16 protein-coding genes are annotated in these 16225 nt (G+C 40.7%); all 16 read left to right on the top strand.

The window, feature by feature from the left end:
* Positions 1-21: 21 nt before the first annotated feature.
* The 16 genes from H8S17_RS02040 (at position 22) to purD (ending at position 16203) form a co-directional block, all read left to right on the top strand.
* Entirely contained in the window at positions 22-465 is a 444-nt protein-coding gene (locus H8S17_RS02040; RefSeq protein ID WP_178050649.1) for an ACT domain-containing protein, read from the top strand.
* Positions 466-502: 37 nt separating this feature from the next.
* Positions 503-1708: a homoserine dehydrogenase gene (locus H8S17_RS02045; RefSeq protein ID WP_186866012.1), complete on the top strand. Its 1206-nt coding sequence runs from the start codon at positions 503-505 to the stop codon at positions 1706-1708.
* 12 nt (positions 1709-1720) lie between these two features.
* The gene (locus tag H8S17_RS02050; protein WP_186866013.1) at positions 1721-2923 is read left to right on the top strand and encodes a cofactor-independent phosphoglycerate mutase; all 1203 of its coding nucleotides are present in this window, start codon (positions 1721-1723) and stop codon (positions 2921-2923) included.
* Positions 2924-3009: 86 nt separating this feature from the next.
* Positions 3010-4329: an aspartate kinase gene (locus tag H8S17_RS02055; protein WP_186866014.1), complete on the top strand. Its 1320-nt coding sequence runs from the start codon at positions 3010-3012 to the stop codon at positions 4327-4329.
* A gap of 204 nt (positions 4330-4533) precedes the next feature.
* The gene (locus H8S17_RS02060) at positions 4534-5811 is read left to right on the top strand and encodes a dihydroorotase (protein WP_186866015.1); all 1278 of its coding nucleotides are present in this window, start codon (positions 4534-4536) and stop codon (positions 5809-5811) included.
* A 75-nt stretch (positions 5812-5886) separates the two neighbouring features.
* Positions 5887-6816: an orotidine-5'-phosphate decarboxylase gene (pyrF, locus tag H8S17_RS02065; protein ID WP_186866016.1), complete on the top strand. Its 930-nt coding sequence runs from the start codon at positions 5887-5889 to the stop codon at positions 6814-6816.
* Positions 6817-6875: 59 nt separating this feature from the next.
* Positions 6876-7643, top strand: a complete 768-nt coding sequence (locus H8S17_RS02070) for a dihydroorotate dehydrogenase electron transfer subunit (RefSeq protein WP_186866017.1) — start codon at positions 6876-6878, stop codon at positions 7641-7643.
* Positions 7643-8545: a dihydroorotate dehydrogenase gene (locus tag H8S17_RS02075; protein WP_186866018.1), complete on the top strand. Its 903-nt coding sequence runs from the start codon at positions 7643-7645 to the stop codon at positions 8543-8545. The genes H8S17_RS02070 and H8S17_RS02075 overlap by 1 nt, the downstream gene beginning before the upstream one ends.
* Before the next feature lie 303 nt (positions 8546-8848).
* The gene (gene pyrE, locus H8S17_RS02080) at positions 8849-9529 is read left to right on the top strand and encodes an orotate phosphoribosyltransferase (RefSeq protein WP_186866019.1); all 681 of its coding nucleotides are present in this window, start codon (positions 8849-8851) and stop codon (positions 9527-9529) included.
* A 55-nt stretch (positions 9530-9584) separates the two neighbouring features.
* A complete protein-coding gene (locus H8S17_RS02085) occupies positions 9585-10094 on the top strand; it encodes a VanZ family protein (RefSeq protein ID WP_243237934.1) in 510 nt (169 codons plus the stop codon).
* Positions 10072-10392 carry a DUF6142 family protein gene (locus H8S17_RS02090; RefSeq protein ID WP_186866021.1) on the top strand — a complete coding sequence of 107 codons (321 nt, stop codon included), beginning with the start codon at positions 10072-10074 and terminating at the stop codon, positions 10390-10392. The genes H8S17_RS02085 and H8S17_RS02090 overlap by 23 nt, the downstream gene beginning before the upstream one ends.
* A gap of 51 nt (positions 10393-10443) precedes the next feature.
* The gene (locus H8S17_RS02095; RefSeq protein ID WP_186866022.1) at positions 10444-12522 is read left to right on the top strand and encodes an aminopeptidase; all 2079 of its coding nucleotides are present in this window, start codon (positions 10444-10446) and stop codon (positions 12520-12522) included.
* A 107-nt stretch (positions 12523-12629) separates the two neighbouring features.
* Entirely contained in the window at positions 12630-13136 is a 507-nt protein-coding gene (gene purE / locus H8S17_RS02100; RefSeq protein WP_178050637.1) for a 5-(carboxyamino)imidazole ribonucleotide mutase, read from the top strand.
* Between the two features lie 57 nt (positions 13137-13193).
* Positions 13194-14219 carry a phosphoribosylformylglycinamidine cyclo-ligase gene (gene purM / locus H8S17_RS02105; RefSeq protein WP_186866023.1) on the top strand — a complete coding sequence of 342 codons (1026 nt, stop codon included), beginning with the start codon at positions 13194-13196 and terminating at the stop codon, positions 14217-14219.
* A complete protein-coding gene (gene purN / locus H8S17_RS02110; RefSeq protein ID WP_178050635.1) occupies positions 14213-14836 on the top strand; it encodes a phosphoribosylglycinamide formyltransferase in 624 nt (207 codons plus the stop codon). Before purM ends, purN begins: the two co-directional genes overlap by 7 nt.
* Before the next feature lie 95 nt (positions 14837-14931).
* Positions 14932-16203: a phosphoribosylamine--glycine ligase gene (gene purD, locus H8S17_RS02115; protein WP_186866024.1), complete on the top strand. Its 1272-nt coding sequence runs from the start codon at positions 14932-14934 to the stop codon at positions 16201-16203.
* The last annotated feature ends 22 nt before the right edge of the window (positions 16204-16225 follow it).

Raw genomic sequence — 16225 nt, forward strand, 5'->3', positions numbered from 1 at the left:
TTGGAGGATGAAGCATAAGTTATGGCAGAAAAAACAAAATATTATGTCTTAAAAGAAAAGGCCGTACCCGAAGTACTCTTAAAAGTGGTTGAAGCAAAGCGCCTGCTTGATTCCGGTAAAGTAGCAAGTATACAGGAGGCTACAGAGATTACAGGTATCAGCCGAAGTTCTTTTTATAAATATCAGGATGATATATTCCAGTTTCACGAAAATGCAAAAGGGACAACGATCACCATGATCATTCAGATGGATGATGAACCGGGTCTATTAGCAGCCGTATTGAAATGTGTTGCAGATTATAAGGCGAACATTTTGACAATCCATCAGAGTATACCGGTCAATGGAGTGGCATCGCTGACACTCAGCGTGGAAGTCCTTCCCCAGACAGAGGATATTTCCCAGATGATCGAGGAGATCGAAGGAAAAGATGGAGTACATTATTTGAAAATACTTGCCAGAGAATAAAAAACTGGCTGCCCGCAGGGCTAGAATGGAGGATATTATGATAAAAATTGCAGTTATGGGATACGGAACCATCGGCTCCGGTGTAGTCGAGGTATTAGCGACCAACAAAGACAGCATCGCAAAAAGAGCCGGAGATGAGATTGAAGTTAAATATGTTTTGGATTTAAGAGATTTTCCGGGAGATCCGATCGAAGATAAAGTAGTGCATGATTACCAGACGATCGTAAATGATCCTGAAGTTTCTGTGGTTGTAGAAACCATGGGAGGAGTAGAACCGGCATATACATTCGTAAAAGCAATGTTAGAAGCAGGAAAACATGTGACAACTTCTAACAAAGCATTAGTTGCAGACAAAGGAGCAGAACTGATCGCACTTGCAAAAGCAAAGAATGTCAATTTCTTATTTGAAGCAAGCGTAGGTGGTGGTATTCCGATCATCCGTCCGTTAAATTCCTGTCTGACAGCAGATGAGATCGAGGAGATCACAGGTATTTTAAATGGAACAACGAACTATATGATGACAAAAATGTCCAATGAAGGACTTGAATTTGAAGATGTATTAAAAGATGCACAGGAAAAAGGCTATGCAGAAAAAGATCCGTCCGCAGATATCGAAGGATATGATGCATGTCGTAAAATTGCGATCTTAACATCTTTAGTATGTGGACAGCAGGTAGATTTCAATGATATCCACACAGAAGGAATCACAAAAATATCTGCAACCGATATCAAATATGCAAAACAGATGGGACGCGTAATCAAGCTGTTAGCATCCAGCAAAAAAACAGAAAACGGATATTCTGCAATGGTAGCACCATTTTTACTTTCACCGGAACATCCATTATACAATGTCAATGATGTATTCAATGCCATTTTTGTACATGGCAACGTATTAGGCGATGCCATGTTCTATGGAAGCGGAGCAGGAAAACTGCCGACAGCTTCAGCCGTTGTAGCAGATATTGTTGATATTGCAAAACACTTAAACCGCAATATTCTGATCGAATGGAGTTCAAAGAAATTAGAGCTTGTTGATTATAAAAAAGCAGAGAATGTATTCTTTGTAAGAACAACTGCAGACAAAGCAAAGATCGAGTCCATATTTGGAAACGTTGAATTTGTAGAAGTAGAAGGTATCACAGGAGAAATCGGATTTGTGACAACTTCCATGAAAGAAGAAACATTTGCCACAAAAGCAGCAGAATTAGGAAATGTCCTTTCTGTGATCCGTGTAGGAAAGTAGAGGCGAAACAAGATGAAATACATTGTAATCTTAGGGGACGGTATGGCAGACCGCCCTATCGAAGCGTTAGGAAATGAAACCCCGCTTGCATATGCAAAGACACCGATGATGGACGAATTAGCAGCAAAAGGCGAGATCGGAATGGTACACACAGTTCCGGATGGCATGAGTCCGGGAAGTGATACAGCAAATTTATCTGTATTAGGTTATAATCCAAGAAAATATTATTCAGGACGTTCCCCGCTAGAGGCACTCAGCATCGGCGTTCCAATGAAAGATACCGATATTGCACTCCGCTGTAACTTAGTAACTCTATCTGAGGAAGAAGACCGTTACGAAGACCGTACCATGATCGACCACAGTTCCAGCGAGATCTCTACAGAGGACGCAGCCGTTTTATTAGAAGCTGTCCGTAAAGAATTAGAAACAGATGAATTTAAGTTTTATGTAGGAACCAGTTACAGACACCTTCTGATCTGGGACAAGGGAGAAGTCGTAAGTTTAGCACAGCCACATGATATCTTAGAGCAGAAGATCACAGATAAACTGCCGGAAAATAAAGCACTATATGAGATGATGAAAAAAAGCTATGATATCTTAGTCAATCATCCGATTAACATCGAGCGGAAAAAACAGGGACTTCATCCTGCAAATTCCTGCTGGTTCTGGGGAGCAGGAACAAAACCGAGTCTGTCCTCTTTTGAAGAAAAGACCGGTAAAAAGGGTGCTATGATCTCCGCAGTTGACTTATTAAAAGGAATCGCAGTCGGTTCTTCCATGAAAGTCATTACAGTAGACGGAGCAAATGGCGGACTGCATACCAATTATGAAGGAAAAGCCCAGGCAGCAGTTGACGTTTTGACAGATAAAGGATATGATTTTGTCTATGTGCATTTAGAAGCACCGGATGAAATGGGACATCAGGGAAGTGTGGAACGAAAAGTACAGGCAATCGAGAATTTAGATGCCCGCATCATCCGCCCGATCGTAGAAGGATTAAGAGCAAATGGAGAAGATTTCCGTATGGTGATCCTGCCGGATCATCCGACACCGATCTGTATTCGTACACATAGTTCGGATAGCGTTCCGTATCTGTTATATGACAGCACGAAAGAGCAGGCAAATACATGGAAATATAATGAAGCTGAGGCAGAAAAAACAGATAATTTTGTTGCCGAGGGATATACTTTGATCGATCATCTATTTGAAGTATAGGTAACTATTCAGAATCACATATATGAGAGAGATTCTGAATCAGTGACAAGGATACTTATAATAATCATAATGCGAGGAGTAAGGAAATGATAAAAGTAGTAAAATTCGGTGGAAGTTCTTTAGCAAGCGCAGGACAGTTTGCAAAAGTCGGAGATATTATCCGTTCAGATGAGAGCCGGAAATATGTCGTACCGAGTGCACCGGGTAAGAGAAATGCAAAAGATACAAAAGTAACAGATATGCTCTATGACTGCTATGCAGCAGCAGAGGCAGAAGAAGAGTTTAAACCAAAGTTAAAAAAGATCAAAGACCGCTATGATGCGATCATTAACGGATTGAATCTGAAACTGTCTTTAGAGGAAGAATTCCGTATCATTGCAGAAAATTTTGCAAAAAAAGCAGGCAGTGACTATGCGGCATCTCGTGGAGAATATTTAAACGGTATCATTATGGCAGCATATTTAGGATATGATTTTATCGATGCAGCCGAAGTTGTATTTTTTGATGAAAATGGCGAATTTGATGCGGATAAGACAGATAAAGTATTATCTGCACGTTTAGAAAAGAGTGAAAAAGCCGTTATTCCGGGATTTTACGGAGCAAAAGAAGACGGTAGTGTCGTTACCTTCTCAAGAGGTGGTTCCGATATTACAGGTTCTATTGTAGCAAAAGCAGCAAAAGCAGATATGTATGAGAACTGGACAGATGTATCTGGATTTTTGATTGCAGATCCAAGGATCATTAAGAATCCGGAAGTGATCAAAGTAATCACCTACCGCGAACTTCGTGAGCTTTCCTATATGGGAGCAACCGTATTGCATGAAGATGCAGTATTCCCAGTCCGTAAGGCAGGAATCCCGATCAATATCCGTAACACCAATGCGCCGGAAGATGAAGGTACACTGATCGTAGAGAGTACCTGTCACCAGTCAAAATATACCGTAACCGGTATTGCCGGAAAGAAAGGCTTTGTCGCAGTTAATATCGATAAAGATATGATGAACTCCGAAGTTGGATTTGGCAGAAAAGTATTGCAGGCATTTGAGCAGAATGGTATTTCTTTTGAACATGTACCGTCCGGTATTGATACAATGACTGTATTTGTACATCAGGAAGAATTTGTAGGCAAGGAACAGCAGGTATTATCTGCGATCCATCGTCTTGCACAGCCGGATACGATCGACTTAGAAGCTGATCTTGCACTGATCGCAGTGGTAGGAAGGGGAATGCGTTCTACAAGAGGAACAGCGGGAAGAATTTTTTCTGCACTTGCACACGCAAATGTCAACGTCAAGATGATCGATCAGGGATCTAGTGAGTTAAATATCATCATTGGTGTAGCAAATAATGATTTTGAAACAGCGATCGAAGCAATTTATGATATTTTTGTAAAGACACAGTTATAATTACAGATGGCATTGTAATGATGCAGATGAGGAATCGTTATCAAAGAGGTCAGGGAAAGCAGACATTTCCCTGACTTTTTTTCCCGATAGGATATGACATATTTTCTGGCAAAATCTGCTTCACTTTCTAGTGCCATCTATGGTAAAATAAAGTTGGTTTACTATGCTATATCACCAATTATGAGAATATGCGAGGTAACAGACATGAAATTACTGATAAAAAACGGCAGAGTCATCGATCCTGCAACAAAGACAGATGCAGTATCCGATGTACTTGTCGAAGATGGCAAAATTGTAAAAGTAGACAAATCGATTCAGGAAAAAGCTGATAAGACAATAGATGCAAAAGGCTGTTTTGTTATGCCGGGATTTATTGACCTGCATGTGCATTTACGTGATCCGGGATTTGAACATAAGGAAACAGTAGCTACCGGAGCAAAAGCGGCAGCAAGAGGTGGATTTACGACAATCCTTGCCATGCCAAATACAAAACCGGCTGCAGATAACGTGGATGTGGTCAATTACGTGCATCAGAAAGCAAAAAATCTGGCACCTGTCAACGTACTTCAGATCGGAGCAGTTACAAAAGGACAAAACGGAAAAGAATTATCCGATATCCATGGAATGGTAGAAGCCGGAATACCAGCCATTTCAGAAGATGGAAAGTCTGTGATGGATACAGCCGTTTATTACAAAGCGATGCAGATAGCAAAAAAAGAAAATATTCCGGTCTTTGCCCATTGCGAAGATAAAGATCTCGTGCAGGGCGGTGTGATGAATGCCGGAAAGCGTGCAGAAGAATTAGGACTGCCGGGGATCGCAAATGTCGTAGAAGATGTGATCACAGCGAGAGATATTGTATTAGCAGACAGTGCAGGCGTACATCTGCATTTATGCCACTGTTCTACCAGGAAAAGTGTATGGATGGTAAAACATGCGAAGGAAGATCATCTCCATGTGACAGCAGAAGCGTGCCCACATCATTTTACGTTGTCAGAAGAAGATATCAAAGAGGATGATCCGGATTATAAGATGAATCCACCACTTCGTTCCGTAGAAGATGTAGAGGCGATTCGTGAAGGACTGAAAAATAACGTGATCGATGTGATCGCTACAGATCATGCACCGCATACGGCGATTGAAAAAGGTGATTCCATGAGAAAAGCACCGTTTGGTATCGTCGGACTTGAAACGGCTGCGGCACTGACTTATTCAGAACTTGTCTTAAAAGGATATTTAACACCGATGCAGATGGCGGAAAAATTAAGCTATAACCCTGCACAGATCATACATTCTGACAAAGGAACGCTAAAAGAAGGAGCCATTGCAGATATCGTGATCTTTGATCCGGAAAAACAGTATGTGATCGATGCAGAAAAATTTGCAGGAAAATCAAAAAATACCCCATTTGATGGCAGGGAAGTGACCGGAGAAGTCAAAGCAACGATCGTATCCGGTGAAATTGTATACAGTGCAGAATAAGCTGAGTAAGAATACGCTTAAGGTGTTTGATTTAAAATAACCAGAATAAAAAGAAATCAGGAGAGGATAACAACAATGATTCAGAAATTAGCAGATAAGATTAAAAAAACACATGCTCCGATCTGTGTAGGCTTAGATCCGATGTTAAATTATATTCCAGAGCACATTTTAAAGAAGGCATTTGCAGAATATGGAGAAACATTAGAAGGTGCAGCAGAGGCAATCTGGCAGTATAACAAAGGGATTATCGATGCAACTTATGACCTGATCCCGTCAGTAAAGCCACAGATCGCAATGTACGAGCAGTTTGGGATTGAAGGATTGAAAGCATTTAAAAAGACAGTCGATTACTGCCATGAAAAAGATCTGATCGTGATCGGTGATGTAAAAAGAGGCGATATCGGTTCTACATCTGCGGCTTATGCAACAGGACATCTAGGCAAAGTTACAGTCGGCAGTAAGACCTATGCAGCATTTGATGAAGATTTTGCAACCGTCAATCCATATCTTGGAACAGACGGCATTAAACCATTTATTGATGTCTGCAAAGAAGAAAAAAAAGGCATCTTTATTCTGGTGAAAACATCAAATCCGTCCAGCGGTGAATTTCAGGATCGTCTGATCGACGGCAGACCATTATATGAATGGGTTGGTGAAAAAGTAGCAGAATGGGGCGCAGACCACATGGGAGATACGTACAGCTACGTGGGTGCTGTTGTTGGAGCGACTTATCCTGAAATGGGAAAAGTACTTCGGAAAGTCATGCCAAAGAGTTTCATTTTAGTGCCGGGCTATGGTGCACAGGGAGGAAAAGGTGCAGATCTTGTACATTTCTTCAATGAAGATGGTTTAGGTGCAGTTGTCAATTCTTCAAGAGGTATCATTGCCGCTTATAAGCAGGAAAAATATGCAAAATTCGGCAGTGAAAATTATGCAGATGCATCAAGGGCAGCCGTAGAAGATATGATCGCAGATATTGACGGAGCACTAAATGCTGTAAAATAAAACACTGTCTGGATCATAAGAAAGTGATCTGGTAACAGTAGTCAATCAGGGAGAAAACTATGTCAGAGAAAAAAAGAGAAACAGCCATCATTATCCGGAAAGAAGAAATCTCGTATGGAATTTATGATATGTGGCTTCGTACAGAACAGATTGCAGAACTGGCAAAACCGGGGCAGTTTGTATCTTTATACTGTGCAGATGGCAGCAGACTGCTGCCAAGACCGATCAGTATTTGTGAGATTGATAAAAATGATAAGGCAATCCGTTTAGTGTATCGTGTTGCAGGTAAGGGAACAGAAGAATTTTCCAAAATGACCACAGGAATGCAGTTAGATATCATCGGACCATTAGGAAATGGATTCCCAACGAAGAAAAAGAAAGCATTTCTGATCGGAGGAGGAATCGGAATCCCGCCGATGTTAGAACTTGCAAAGCAGTTAGATTGCGAGAAACAGATTGTTTTAGGATATCGTGATGATCTGTTTTTATATGAAGAATTTAAAAAATATGGCAGCGTTTATGTTGCTACCGAAGATGGAAGTGCAGGAACAGAAGGAAATGTTTTAGATGCAATCCGCGAAAACGGTCTGGATGCGGAAGTGATCTATGCCTGCGGACCATTACCGATGCTTCGTGCCTTAAAAGAGTATGCCGCAAAGAATCAGATCGAATGCTGGGTTTCTTTAGAGGAACGTATGGCATGTGGAATCGGTGCATGTTTAGGTTGTGTCTGTAAGTCAAAGAATAAAGATGCACATACAAACGTCAACAATAAGAGGATTTGTAAAGAGGGACCGGTCTTTTTGGCAGAGGAGGTGGACTTCTAATGAATATGAAAGTAGATTTAGCAGGAGTTACACTTGACAATCCTGTTATGACAGCATCAGGAACTTTTGGTTCTGGAGAAGAATTTTCCGAATTTGTAGATTTGAATAAATTAGGAGCAGTTGTCACCAAAGGAGTTGCCAATATCCCATGGGAAGGCAATCCTACACCAAGAGTAGCAGAAGTTTATGGTGGTATGTTAAATGCGATCGGACTTCAGAATCCGGGAATCGATCTTTTTATTGAGAGGGATATTCCATTCCTTAAGAAATATGATACAAAGATCATTGTCAATGTATGTGGAAAGAGCACTGCAGATTATTGTGAAGTGGTGGAACGGCTTGCCGAACAGCCGGTAGATATGTTAGAGATCAACATTTCCTGCCCGAATGTCAAAGAAGGCGGGATTGCATTTGGTCAGGATCCAAAGAGCGTAGAAGCGATCACAAAAGAAGTAAAAAAATATGCAAAGCAGCCGGTCATTATGAAATTAAGTCCAAATGTGACAGATATTACAGAAATGGCAAAAGCGGCAGAAGCAGGTGGAGCAGATGTTCTTTCTCTGATCAATACATTAACCGGTATGAAAATCGATATCCACAAAAGAAAGTTTGCCTTAGCCAATAAAACGGGCGGTATGTCTGGTCCTGCGATCCACCCGATCGCAGTACGCATGGTATACCAGACCGCACAGGCAGTCAGATTGCCGATCATTGGCATGGGTGGAATCTTAACAGCCGAAGATGCGATAGAAATGATGCTTGCAGGTGCAACCGCAGTATCTGTCGGAACTGCGAATTTCCATAACCCGAAGGTAACGGAAGAAATCGTAGCCGGAATGCAGACATATTTAGAGGAACAGCAGATTGCGGATATCAGAGAGCTGATCGGGGCTGTGCAGTAAGGTTGATGCTGGAATATGGTTTTACAGATTGTTTGAAAAAATAAAATAAGAGTGTGAATGTTAAAATGAGTCGTTGTCAGTCGTGGAAATGCGATTGGTGGCGGCTTATTTTACTTTGTATGATAGATAGCGTTTTTTGTCAGTTGAAAAATCAAAGTACAGATGGTATACTCAAAATGTATATTTATGCTTATCACGTTGATCCTGCCGGCAGATCAGAAAACATGATACACACGGGCAGATCAATCGAATGATATCAAACAATAACCGTTAATAAACTATAAAAACAGGAGAAATAATCAAATGGAACAGTATAAACAGGAATTTATTGAATTTATGGTAGAAAGTGACGTATTAAAATTCGGAGAATTTACATTAAAAAGTGGAAGAAAATCTCCATTTTTTATGAATGCCGGAGCATATGTGACAGGTTCACAGCTGATGCGTTTAGGAGAGTATTACGCAAAAGCGATCCACGATACATATGGAGATGATTTCGATGTGTTATTCGGACCGGCATATAAAGGAATCCCGATCAGTGTTGTGACAGCAGTTGCATACAGCAAATTATACGGAAAAGAGATCCGTTACTGCTCTGACCGTAAAGAAGAAAAAGATCATGGAGCAGACAAGGGAAGTTTCCTTGGCAGCAGTTTAAAAGATGGTGACAAAGTCATTATGATCGAAGATGTAACGACTTCCGGTAAATCCATGGAAGAAACAGTACCAAAGGTAAAAGGAGCAGCCAACGTAGAGATCATAGGACTGATGGTTTCATTAAACCGTATGGAAGTAGGACTTGGCGGAAAAATGAGTGCCTTAGATGAGATTCGTGAAAAATACGGATTTGCAGCAAATGCGATCGTAAGCATGGACGAAGTGGTAGAACATTTATATAACCGTCCTTGTCAGGGAAAAATTATCATAGATGATACATTAAAAAGTGCGATTGATGAATACTATAAAAAGTACGGAGTAAAATAGGTATTTGAGATGATCCGTAATTAAAAATAGTTACGGATCAATGAAGGAGAGAATTTTGAAGGAAGATCACAGAAAGAAGGTATTTCGAAGGCTGGGAATTCTCTTGTTTGTAGTATATTTAGCAATGCTAAGTTATTTCCTCTTTTTTTCAGAGAGATTAGGAAGAACCTATTTAGAGAGAACGTATCATTATAATTTAGAACTCTTTAAGGAAATCAGGCGGTTCTGGGTATACAGACATTCGTTGGGAATGTGGTCTGTGGGGTTAAATCTGATTGGCAATGTGGCGGCTTTTCTTCCGTTTGGAGCATTTTTGCCAATCCTGTTTGAAAAATGTAAGAAGTTTTATCTTACAACATTGCTCTGCTTTGAGTTCAGTCTTTGTGTGGAAGTGATCCAACTTGTATGGAAAGTAGGCAGTTTTGATGTCGATGATATCCTGCTGAATACTTTAGGGGGGATGTCAGGCTACCTTTGCTATCACATCTATACAGCGGCTGTAAAAAAGCATAACCGTCAGGACGGACAGTCTGGAGGTAAGGATGAGAAGAAGAAACCATTATAAATTTTCAGGAAAGAAACATTCAAAAAGAGGGATGCTTGCGGGTGCTTTTGCAGTGGCATCTCTCTTTGCATTGATCTATTTAGTCGGCATTTCCTTTAGACAGAGCGGAAACGGCAGTATTTACTTAGGAAGTGTGGGCATTTTAGCATTGGTCGCAGCACTGGTATCGTTCGTGCAGGCGGTCAAAAGTCTTAGGGAAGAAGATACTTTCCGTGGGATTCCGATTGCAGCCATGGTGCTTTCAGTGGTTGCGACCGGCTCATGGATCGCATTGTATACAGCAGGTTTTTTGATATAACCATTTTTCAACTCTAATATCGTCATAATATCAGGAAAGGAATCAGAATAGATGGGCTATAAAGAGATTTTTCAAGAATCCAATGATGAAGCTGCAGAAAGATATGATCTGGTACTTGAGCGGATCACAGAGATCGCAAAAGAGCAGCAAACAGCAGAAAAATATCAGGATTATTTCAAAAAAACAGCAGATTTTATCTGTCTGACAGCACAGATTTTACAGGAAGAAAATGCAGGCATGTTAAAAGACCGTTCTTTGAGTACCTGTGAAGAAGAAAACCAGAGGCTCTATCAGGATCTCTTGCCGGAATTTTATGAGGACAGTTATGCAAATCCCACAGCGGCAAAGCGGCTGTTAGGAGAAACATTTGCTCCGCTTCTATGTTTTTTATATACCGAATTAAAAGCACTGATCGCATATGCATTTGAGGGAAGAAAGATGCACATGACGGTCTTTTGTGAACTTTTTGTAGAGATCTATAACTGCTTTGAATCAGAGGAAGAACCGGATAAAAAAGAGATCGGGCATATCATTTACTGGTTTTTCCATGACTATAGTGAGATCTTTGCAGAAGATAAGGTAAGGGATATGGTAGATCCTTCTTATGATTTTTTTACAGAGATCATAATGAAAAGTGATCTGTCTGATCTGCGTTATCTGTACCGGTATGGGGAATATATCGGGGAAGATGAACGCAAAGTTGCAGAATTTTTAAATACGTTAAGTGAAGAAGAAATCCATTCCATGGCAGATACGATGACAGAAGGATTCTGCATTGGATTTGAATTGACCGGGAAAGATCTTTCAAAAAAAGCAACTGTCTGCATGGAGTATCCGATCGGTTTTGAGCGAGTAGTGCGTGCTGCGATCTTAAATTTTGAAAAAGCAGGATTAAAGCCGACGATCTACCGGAATCCGATTTCCTCTTTTGGCAGAGGAAATGGTGGAAAACGCGGAGCATATGCAACTTCTTTTAATAAGCAGTTTGAATTTGACCACAGGGCTGACAAGGCATTCTATTTAGATAAGGCATATGTAGAACGGCGTTTAGAAGCAATGAAAGCAGCTTTTGAAATGTATAAAAAGCAGGCGAACCATCATGCAGGGCCGGCTGTGATGGAGATTTTCGGCGAAGTGCCGTTTGAACCGGTGATCAAAGAAGAAGCTGCAAAATACAGCAGCGAGCAGAATGAATTGAATGTGTACCAGATGAGCCGGTCAGGGCAGCTTACCAACGAATATATTCCGGGGGACGAACGGAGTTTTACGATCATTGCTTATCCGATACCGGCGATCGGAGAGCAGTTTGAAGAAATCTTTCGGGAAACAGTGAAGATCAACACGTTAGATTATATGGCTTACCGCACGATGCAGCAGAAGATCATTGATCTTTTAGATACTGCGGATAAGGTACACATTACCGGAAAAGGAAAAAATAAAACAGATCTCTGGGTAAATATCCATGCATTAAAAGATCCGGCAAAAGAAACAGCATTTGAAAACTGTGTTGCTGATGTCAATATTCCGGTCGGGGAAGTCTTTACTTCTCCGGTATTAGAAGGAACGAATGGAAAACTGCATGTGACGCAGGTATATTTAAATGAACTGAAATATATAGACTTGGAACTTGATTTTGCCGATGGAAAAGTTGCAGAGTACCGTTGTGGCAATTTTGCATCAGAAGAAGAAAATAAACGTTATATCTATGAAAACCTTTTACAGCAGCATGACACACTTCCGATGGGCGAGTTTGCGATCGGAACGAATACGACTGCGTACCGCATGGCAAGAAAATATCAGATCGCAGATAAACTGCCAATCCTGATCGCCGAAAAGACGGGACCGCATTTTGCGATCGGAGATACCTGTTATTCCCATGCAGAAGATACGAAAGTGTATAATCCTGATGGAAAAGAGATCATTGCAAGGGATAATGAGATCTCAATTTTACGAAAAGAAGATGTTTCAAAGGCATATTTTAACTGCCATACAGATATCACGATCCCATATGATGAACTTGATAAAATTGAGATCGTTACGGCAGACGGCACAACAAAAGAAATTATTTCGGATGGCAGGTTCGTCGTGCCGGGGACAGAGGAATTGAATAAGGCATTAGATGAACAGTAACTTTATCAGTTGTACTTATAAATACAGTGGGCATTTATGACTTGTATTTCTTAGTAAATCTGTGTAAAATGAAAGTAATAATGAATCAAAAGCAAAGGAGAATCATCATGGCAAAAGTAGGAATTGTAATGGGTAGTGACTCTGATATGCCGGTTATGGCAAAGGCAGCAGATATTTTAGAAAAGTTAGGGATTGAATATGAAATGACTATTATTTCTGCACACAGAGAACCAGATGTGTTTTTTGAATATGCAAAGAGCGCAGAGGAAAAAGGTTTTAAAGTTATCATTGCAGGTGCAGGAATGGCAGCACATCTTCCGGGAATGTGTGCAGCAATCTTCCCAATGCCGGTGATCGGTATTCCGATGCATACAACATCTTTAGGCGGACGTGATTCTTTATATTCTATCGTACAGATGCCAAGCGGTATTCCGGTAGCAACTGTAGCAATCAATGGTGGAGCAAATGCAGCATTGTTAGCAGCTAAGATCTTAGCAGTCAGCGATGCAGAACTCTTACAGAAATTAAAAGATTATTCCAAAGAGTTAAAAGAACAGGTTCAGGCAAAAGATGCAAAATTACAGGAAGTAGGATATAAAGCGTATTCAAAATAAGACGGATACCTGTATATTGTAACATAAAAATTGCGATAGATAAAAAGGAGAAAACAGATGGATTACAAAAATTCCGGTGTGGACATTGAAGCAGGATACAAATCAGTTGAATTGATGAAGGAACATGTGAAAAAGACCATGCGTCCTGAAGTATTAGGAGGATTAGGAGGATTTTCTGGTGCATTTTCCCTTGCGAAGATCAAGGATATGGAAGAACCGACTTTAGTTTCCGGTACAGACGGCTGCGGTACAAAAGTAAAGCTTGCATTTATCATGGACAAGCATGATACGATCGGTATCGATGCTGTTGCAATGTGTGTCAATGATATTGCCTGTGCAGGTGGAGAACCATTATTTTTCTTAGATTATATTGCCTGCGGTAAAAATTATCCTGAGAAGATCGCAACGATCGTAAAAGGTGTTGCAGAAGGCTGTATCCAGTCTGAATGTGCCCTGATCGGTGGTGAAACCGCAGAACATCCGGGACTGATGCCGGAAGATGAATACGATCTTGCCGGATTTGCAGTTGGTGTTGTAGATAAAAAAGATATTATCACAGGAAAAGAGTTAGCAGACGGAGATGTTTTGATCGGTATGGCAAGTACCGGCGTACATTCTAACGGATTTTCCTTAGTAAGAAAAGTGTTTAAGATGGAAAAAGAAGTATTAGATACTTACCATGAGGAATTAGGTACAACATTAGGGGAAGCTTTATTAGCACCGACAAGAATCTATGTTAAGGCATTAAAGAATATCAAAGAAGCCGGTGTAAGGGTAAAGGCCTGCAGCCATATCACAGGCGGTGGATTCTATGAGAATATTCCAAGAATGTTACCGGAAGGAAAACGTGCTATCGTAGAGAAAAACAGTTATCCGGTTCCACCGATCTTTAAGATGTTAGCAAGAGAAGGTCAGATCGAAGAACAGATGATGTACAATACATATAATATGGGACTTGGTATGATCGTTGCTGTTTCTCCTGAAAATGTAGATACAGCCATGGAAGCAATCAAAAAAGCCGGAGATACTCCATATGTCGTAGGCAAGGTCGAGAATGGAGAAAAAGGAGTTACCTTATGTTAAAAATAGCTGTTTTAGTATCTGGTGGCGGAACAAATCTTCAGGCGGTCATGGATGCGATCGACGATCAGACGATCACAAATACGAAGATCGAAGTTGTGATCAGCAATAATAAAAATGCCTATGCCTTAGAGCGTGCAGCCAAAAAGGGAATCCCAAATCTTTGCATTTCACCAAAAGACTTTGCAGACAGGGCTGAATTTAACAGGGTATTTTTAGAAAAGTTAAATTCCTATCACGTTGATTTAGTCGTATTGGCAGGATTTTTGGTTGTGATCCCACCGGAAATGATTGCAGAATACAAAAATAAGATCATCAATATCCACCCGTCACTGATCCCTTCGTTCTGCGGAACAGGATATTATGGATTGAAAGTACATGAAGGTGTCTTAGAGCGTGGTGTAAAGGTGACGGGTGCAACAGTTCATTTTGTAGATGAGGGAACGGATACAGGTCCTATTATTTTACAAAAGGCAGTTGAGGTGCAGTCAGACGATACACCGGAAATATTACAGCGAAGAGTCATGGAAGAAGCGGAGTGGAAGATCTTACCGCAGGCAATCGATCTGATTGCAAATGACAGAGTTGTGGTAGAAGATCATAAGACAAGGATCAGATAAAGATACAGTTGCAGCAGGTCAGGGTAACTATGACGTATGCAATAGTGGTTGATTAGATAGAGATATCATATCAGATATCAGGAAAGGAAAACAGCATGAAAGTTCTGATAGTAGGAAGTGGCGGTAGAGAACATGCCATCGCAGCAAGCGTGGCAAAGAGCAACCGTGTAGATAAGATTTATTGTGCACCGGGAAATGCAGGAATTGGTAAGATCGCAGAATGTGTACCGATCGGTGCAATGGAATTTGATAAACTGACAGCTTTTGCAAAGGAAAATGATATTGATTTTACAATCGTAGGAATGGACGATCCGTTAGTAGGCGGAATCGTAGATGCCTTTGAAAAAGAAGGCTTAAAAGTATTCGGACCTAGAAAAAATGCAGCCATCTTAGAGGGATCTAAGGCATTTTCAAAAGATCTGATGAAAAAATACAATATCCCGACAGCAGGATATGAAACATTTGATGATCCTAAGAAGGCTTTGGCATATTTAGAAACAGTAAAAATGCCGATCGTATTAAAAGCCGATGGTCTTGCATTAGGAAAAGGTGTTTTGATCTGCAATACCTTAGAAGAAGCAAAAGCCGGTGTCAAAGAGATTATGGAAGATAAGAAATTTGGTGCAGCCGGAAACCACATGGTTGTAGAAGAATTTATGACAGGCCGTGAAGTATCGGTACTTTCTTTTGTCGATGGAAAGAGCATCCAGATTATGTCTTCTGCACAGGATCACAAGCGTGCAAAAGATGGAGATCAGGGATTAAATACCGGTGGAATGGGTACATTTTCACCAAGTCCGTTCTATACAAAAGAAGTCGATGCGTTCTGTAAAGAGCATATTTATCAGAAGACTGTGGATGCCATGGCTGCAGAAGGCAGAGAATTTAAAGGAGTTATCTTCTTTGGACTGATGCTTACCGAAGAAGGTCCGAAAGTCTTAGAATATAATGCAAGATTCGGTGATCCGGAAGCACAGGTTGTACTGCCCCGTATGAAAAATGATATCATTGATGTCATGGAGGCCTGTGTAGATGGGACATTAGACCAGCTGACATTAGAGTTTGAAGATAATGCGGCTGTCTGCGTAGTATTAGCTTCTGACGGATATCCGGTTTCTTATGAAAAAGGATTTGAGATCACCGGAGAAGAAAATTTTGAAGGAAAAGACGGCTATTATTGTTTCCATGCAGGAACAGCATTAAAAGATGGAAAAGTCGTAACAAATGGTGGTCGTGTACTCGGCATTACTGCAAAAGGTAATGATCTAAAAGAAGCAAGGGCAAACGCTTATAAAGCAACCGAATGGATTTCTTTTGCCAATAAATATATGCGCCACGATATCGGAAAAGCGATTGATGAGGCATAAGCATCCGTAAGTAAAAAGATGC

This window comes from Roseburia zhanii, from assembly GCF_014287635.1.
Taxonomy (GTDB): domain Bacteria; phylum Bacillota; class Clostridia; order Lachnospirales; family Lachnospiraceae; genus Roseburia_B; species Roseburia_B zhanii.

Coding starts and splice junctions, on each gene's coding strand:
- H8S17_RS02040 (WP_178050649.1), top strand. CDS start 22: ATGGCAGAAAAAACAAAATATTATGTCTTAAAAGAAAAGGCCGTACCC.
- H8S17_RS02045 (WP_186866012.1), top strand. CDS start 503: ATGATAAAAATTGCAGTTATGGGATACGGAACCATCGGCTCCGGTGTA.
- H8S17_RS02050 (WP_186866013.1), top strand. CDS start 1,721: ATGAAATACATTGTAATCTTAGGGGACGGTATGGCAGACCGCCCTATC.
- H8S17_RS02055 (WP_186866014.1), top strand. CDS start 3,010: ATGATAAAAGTAGTAAAATTCGGTGGAAGTTCTTTAGCAAGCGCAGGA.
- H8S17_RS02060 (WP_186866015.1), top strand. CDS start 4,534: ATGAAATTACTGATAAAAAACGGCAGAGTCATCGATCCTGCAACAAAG.
- pyrF (WP_186866016.1), top strand. CDS start 5,887: ATGATTCAGAAATTAGCAGATAAGATTAAAAAAACACATGCTCCGATC.
- H8S17_RS02070 (WP_186866017.1), top strand. CDS start 6,876: ATGTCAGAGAAAAAAAGAGAAACAGCCATCATTATCCGGAAAGAAGAA.
- H8S17_RS02075 (WP_186866018.1), top strand. CDS start 7,643: ATGAATATGAAAGTAGATTTAGCAGGAGTTACACTTGACAATCCTGTT.
- pyrE (WP_186866019.1), top strand. CDS start 8,849: ATGGAACAGTATAAACAGGAATTTATTGAATTTATGGTAGAAAGTGAC.
- H8S17_RS02090 (WP_186866021.1), top strand. CDS start 10,072: ATGAGAAGAAGAAACCATTATAAATTTTCAGGAAAGAAACATTCAAAA.
- H8S17_RS02095 (WP_186866022.1), top strand. CDS start 10,444: ATGGGCTATAAAGAGATTTTTCAAGAATCCAATGATGAAGCTGCAGAA.
- purE (WP_178050637.1), top strand. CDS start 12,630: ATGGCAAAAGTAGGAATTGTAATGGGTAGTGACTCTGATATGCCGGTT.
- purM (WP_186866023.1), top strand. CDS start 13,194: ATGGATTACAAAAATTCCGGTGTGGACATTGAAGCAGGATACAAATCA.
- purN (WP_178050635.1), top strand. CDS start 14,213: ATGTTAAAAATAGCTGTTTTAGTATCTGGTGGCGGAACAAATCTTCAG.
- purD (WP_186866024.1), top strand. CDS start 14,932: ATGAAAGTTCTGATAGTAGGAAGTGGCGGTAGAGAACATGCCATCGCA.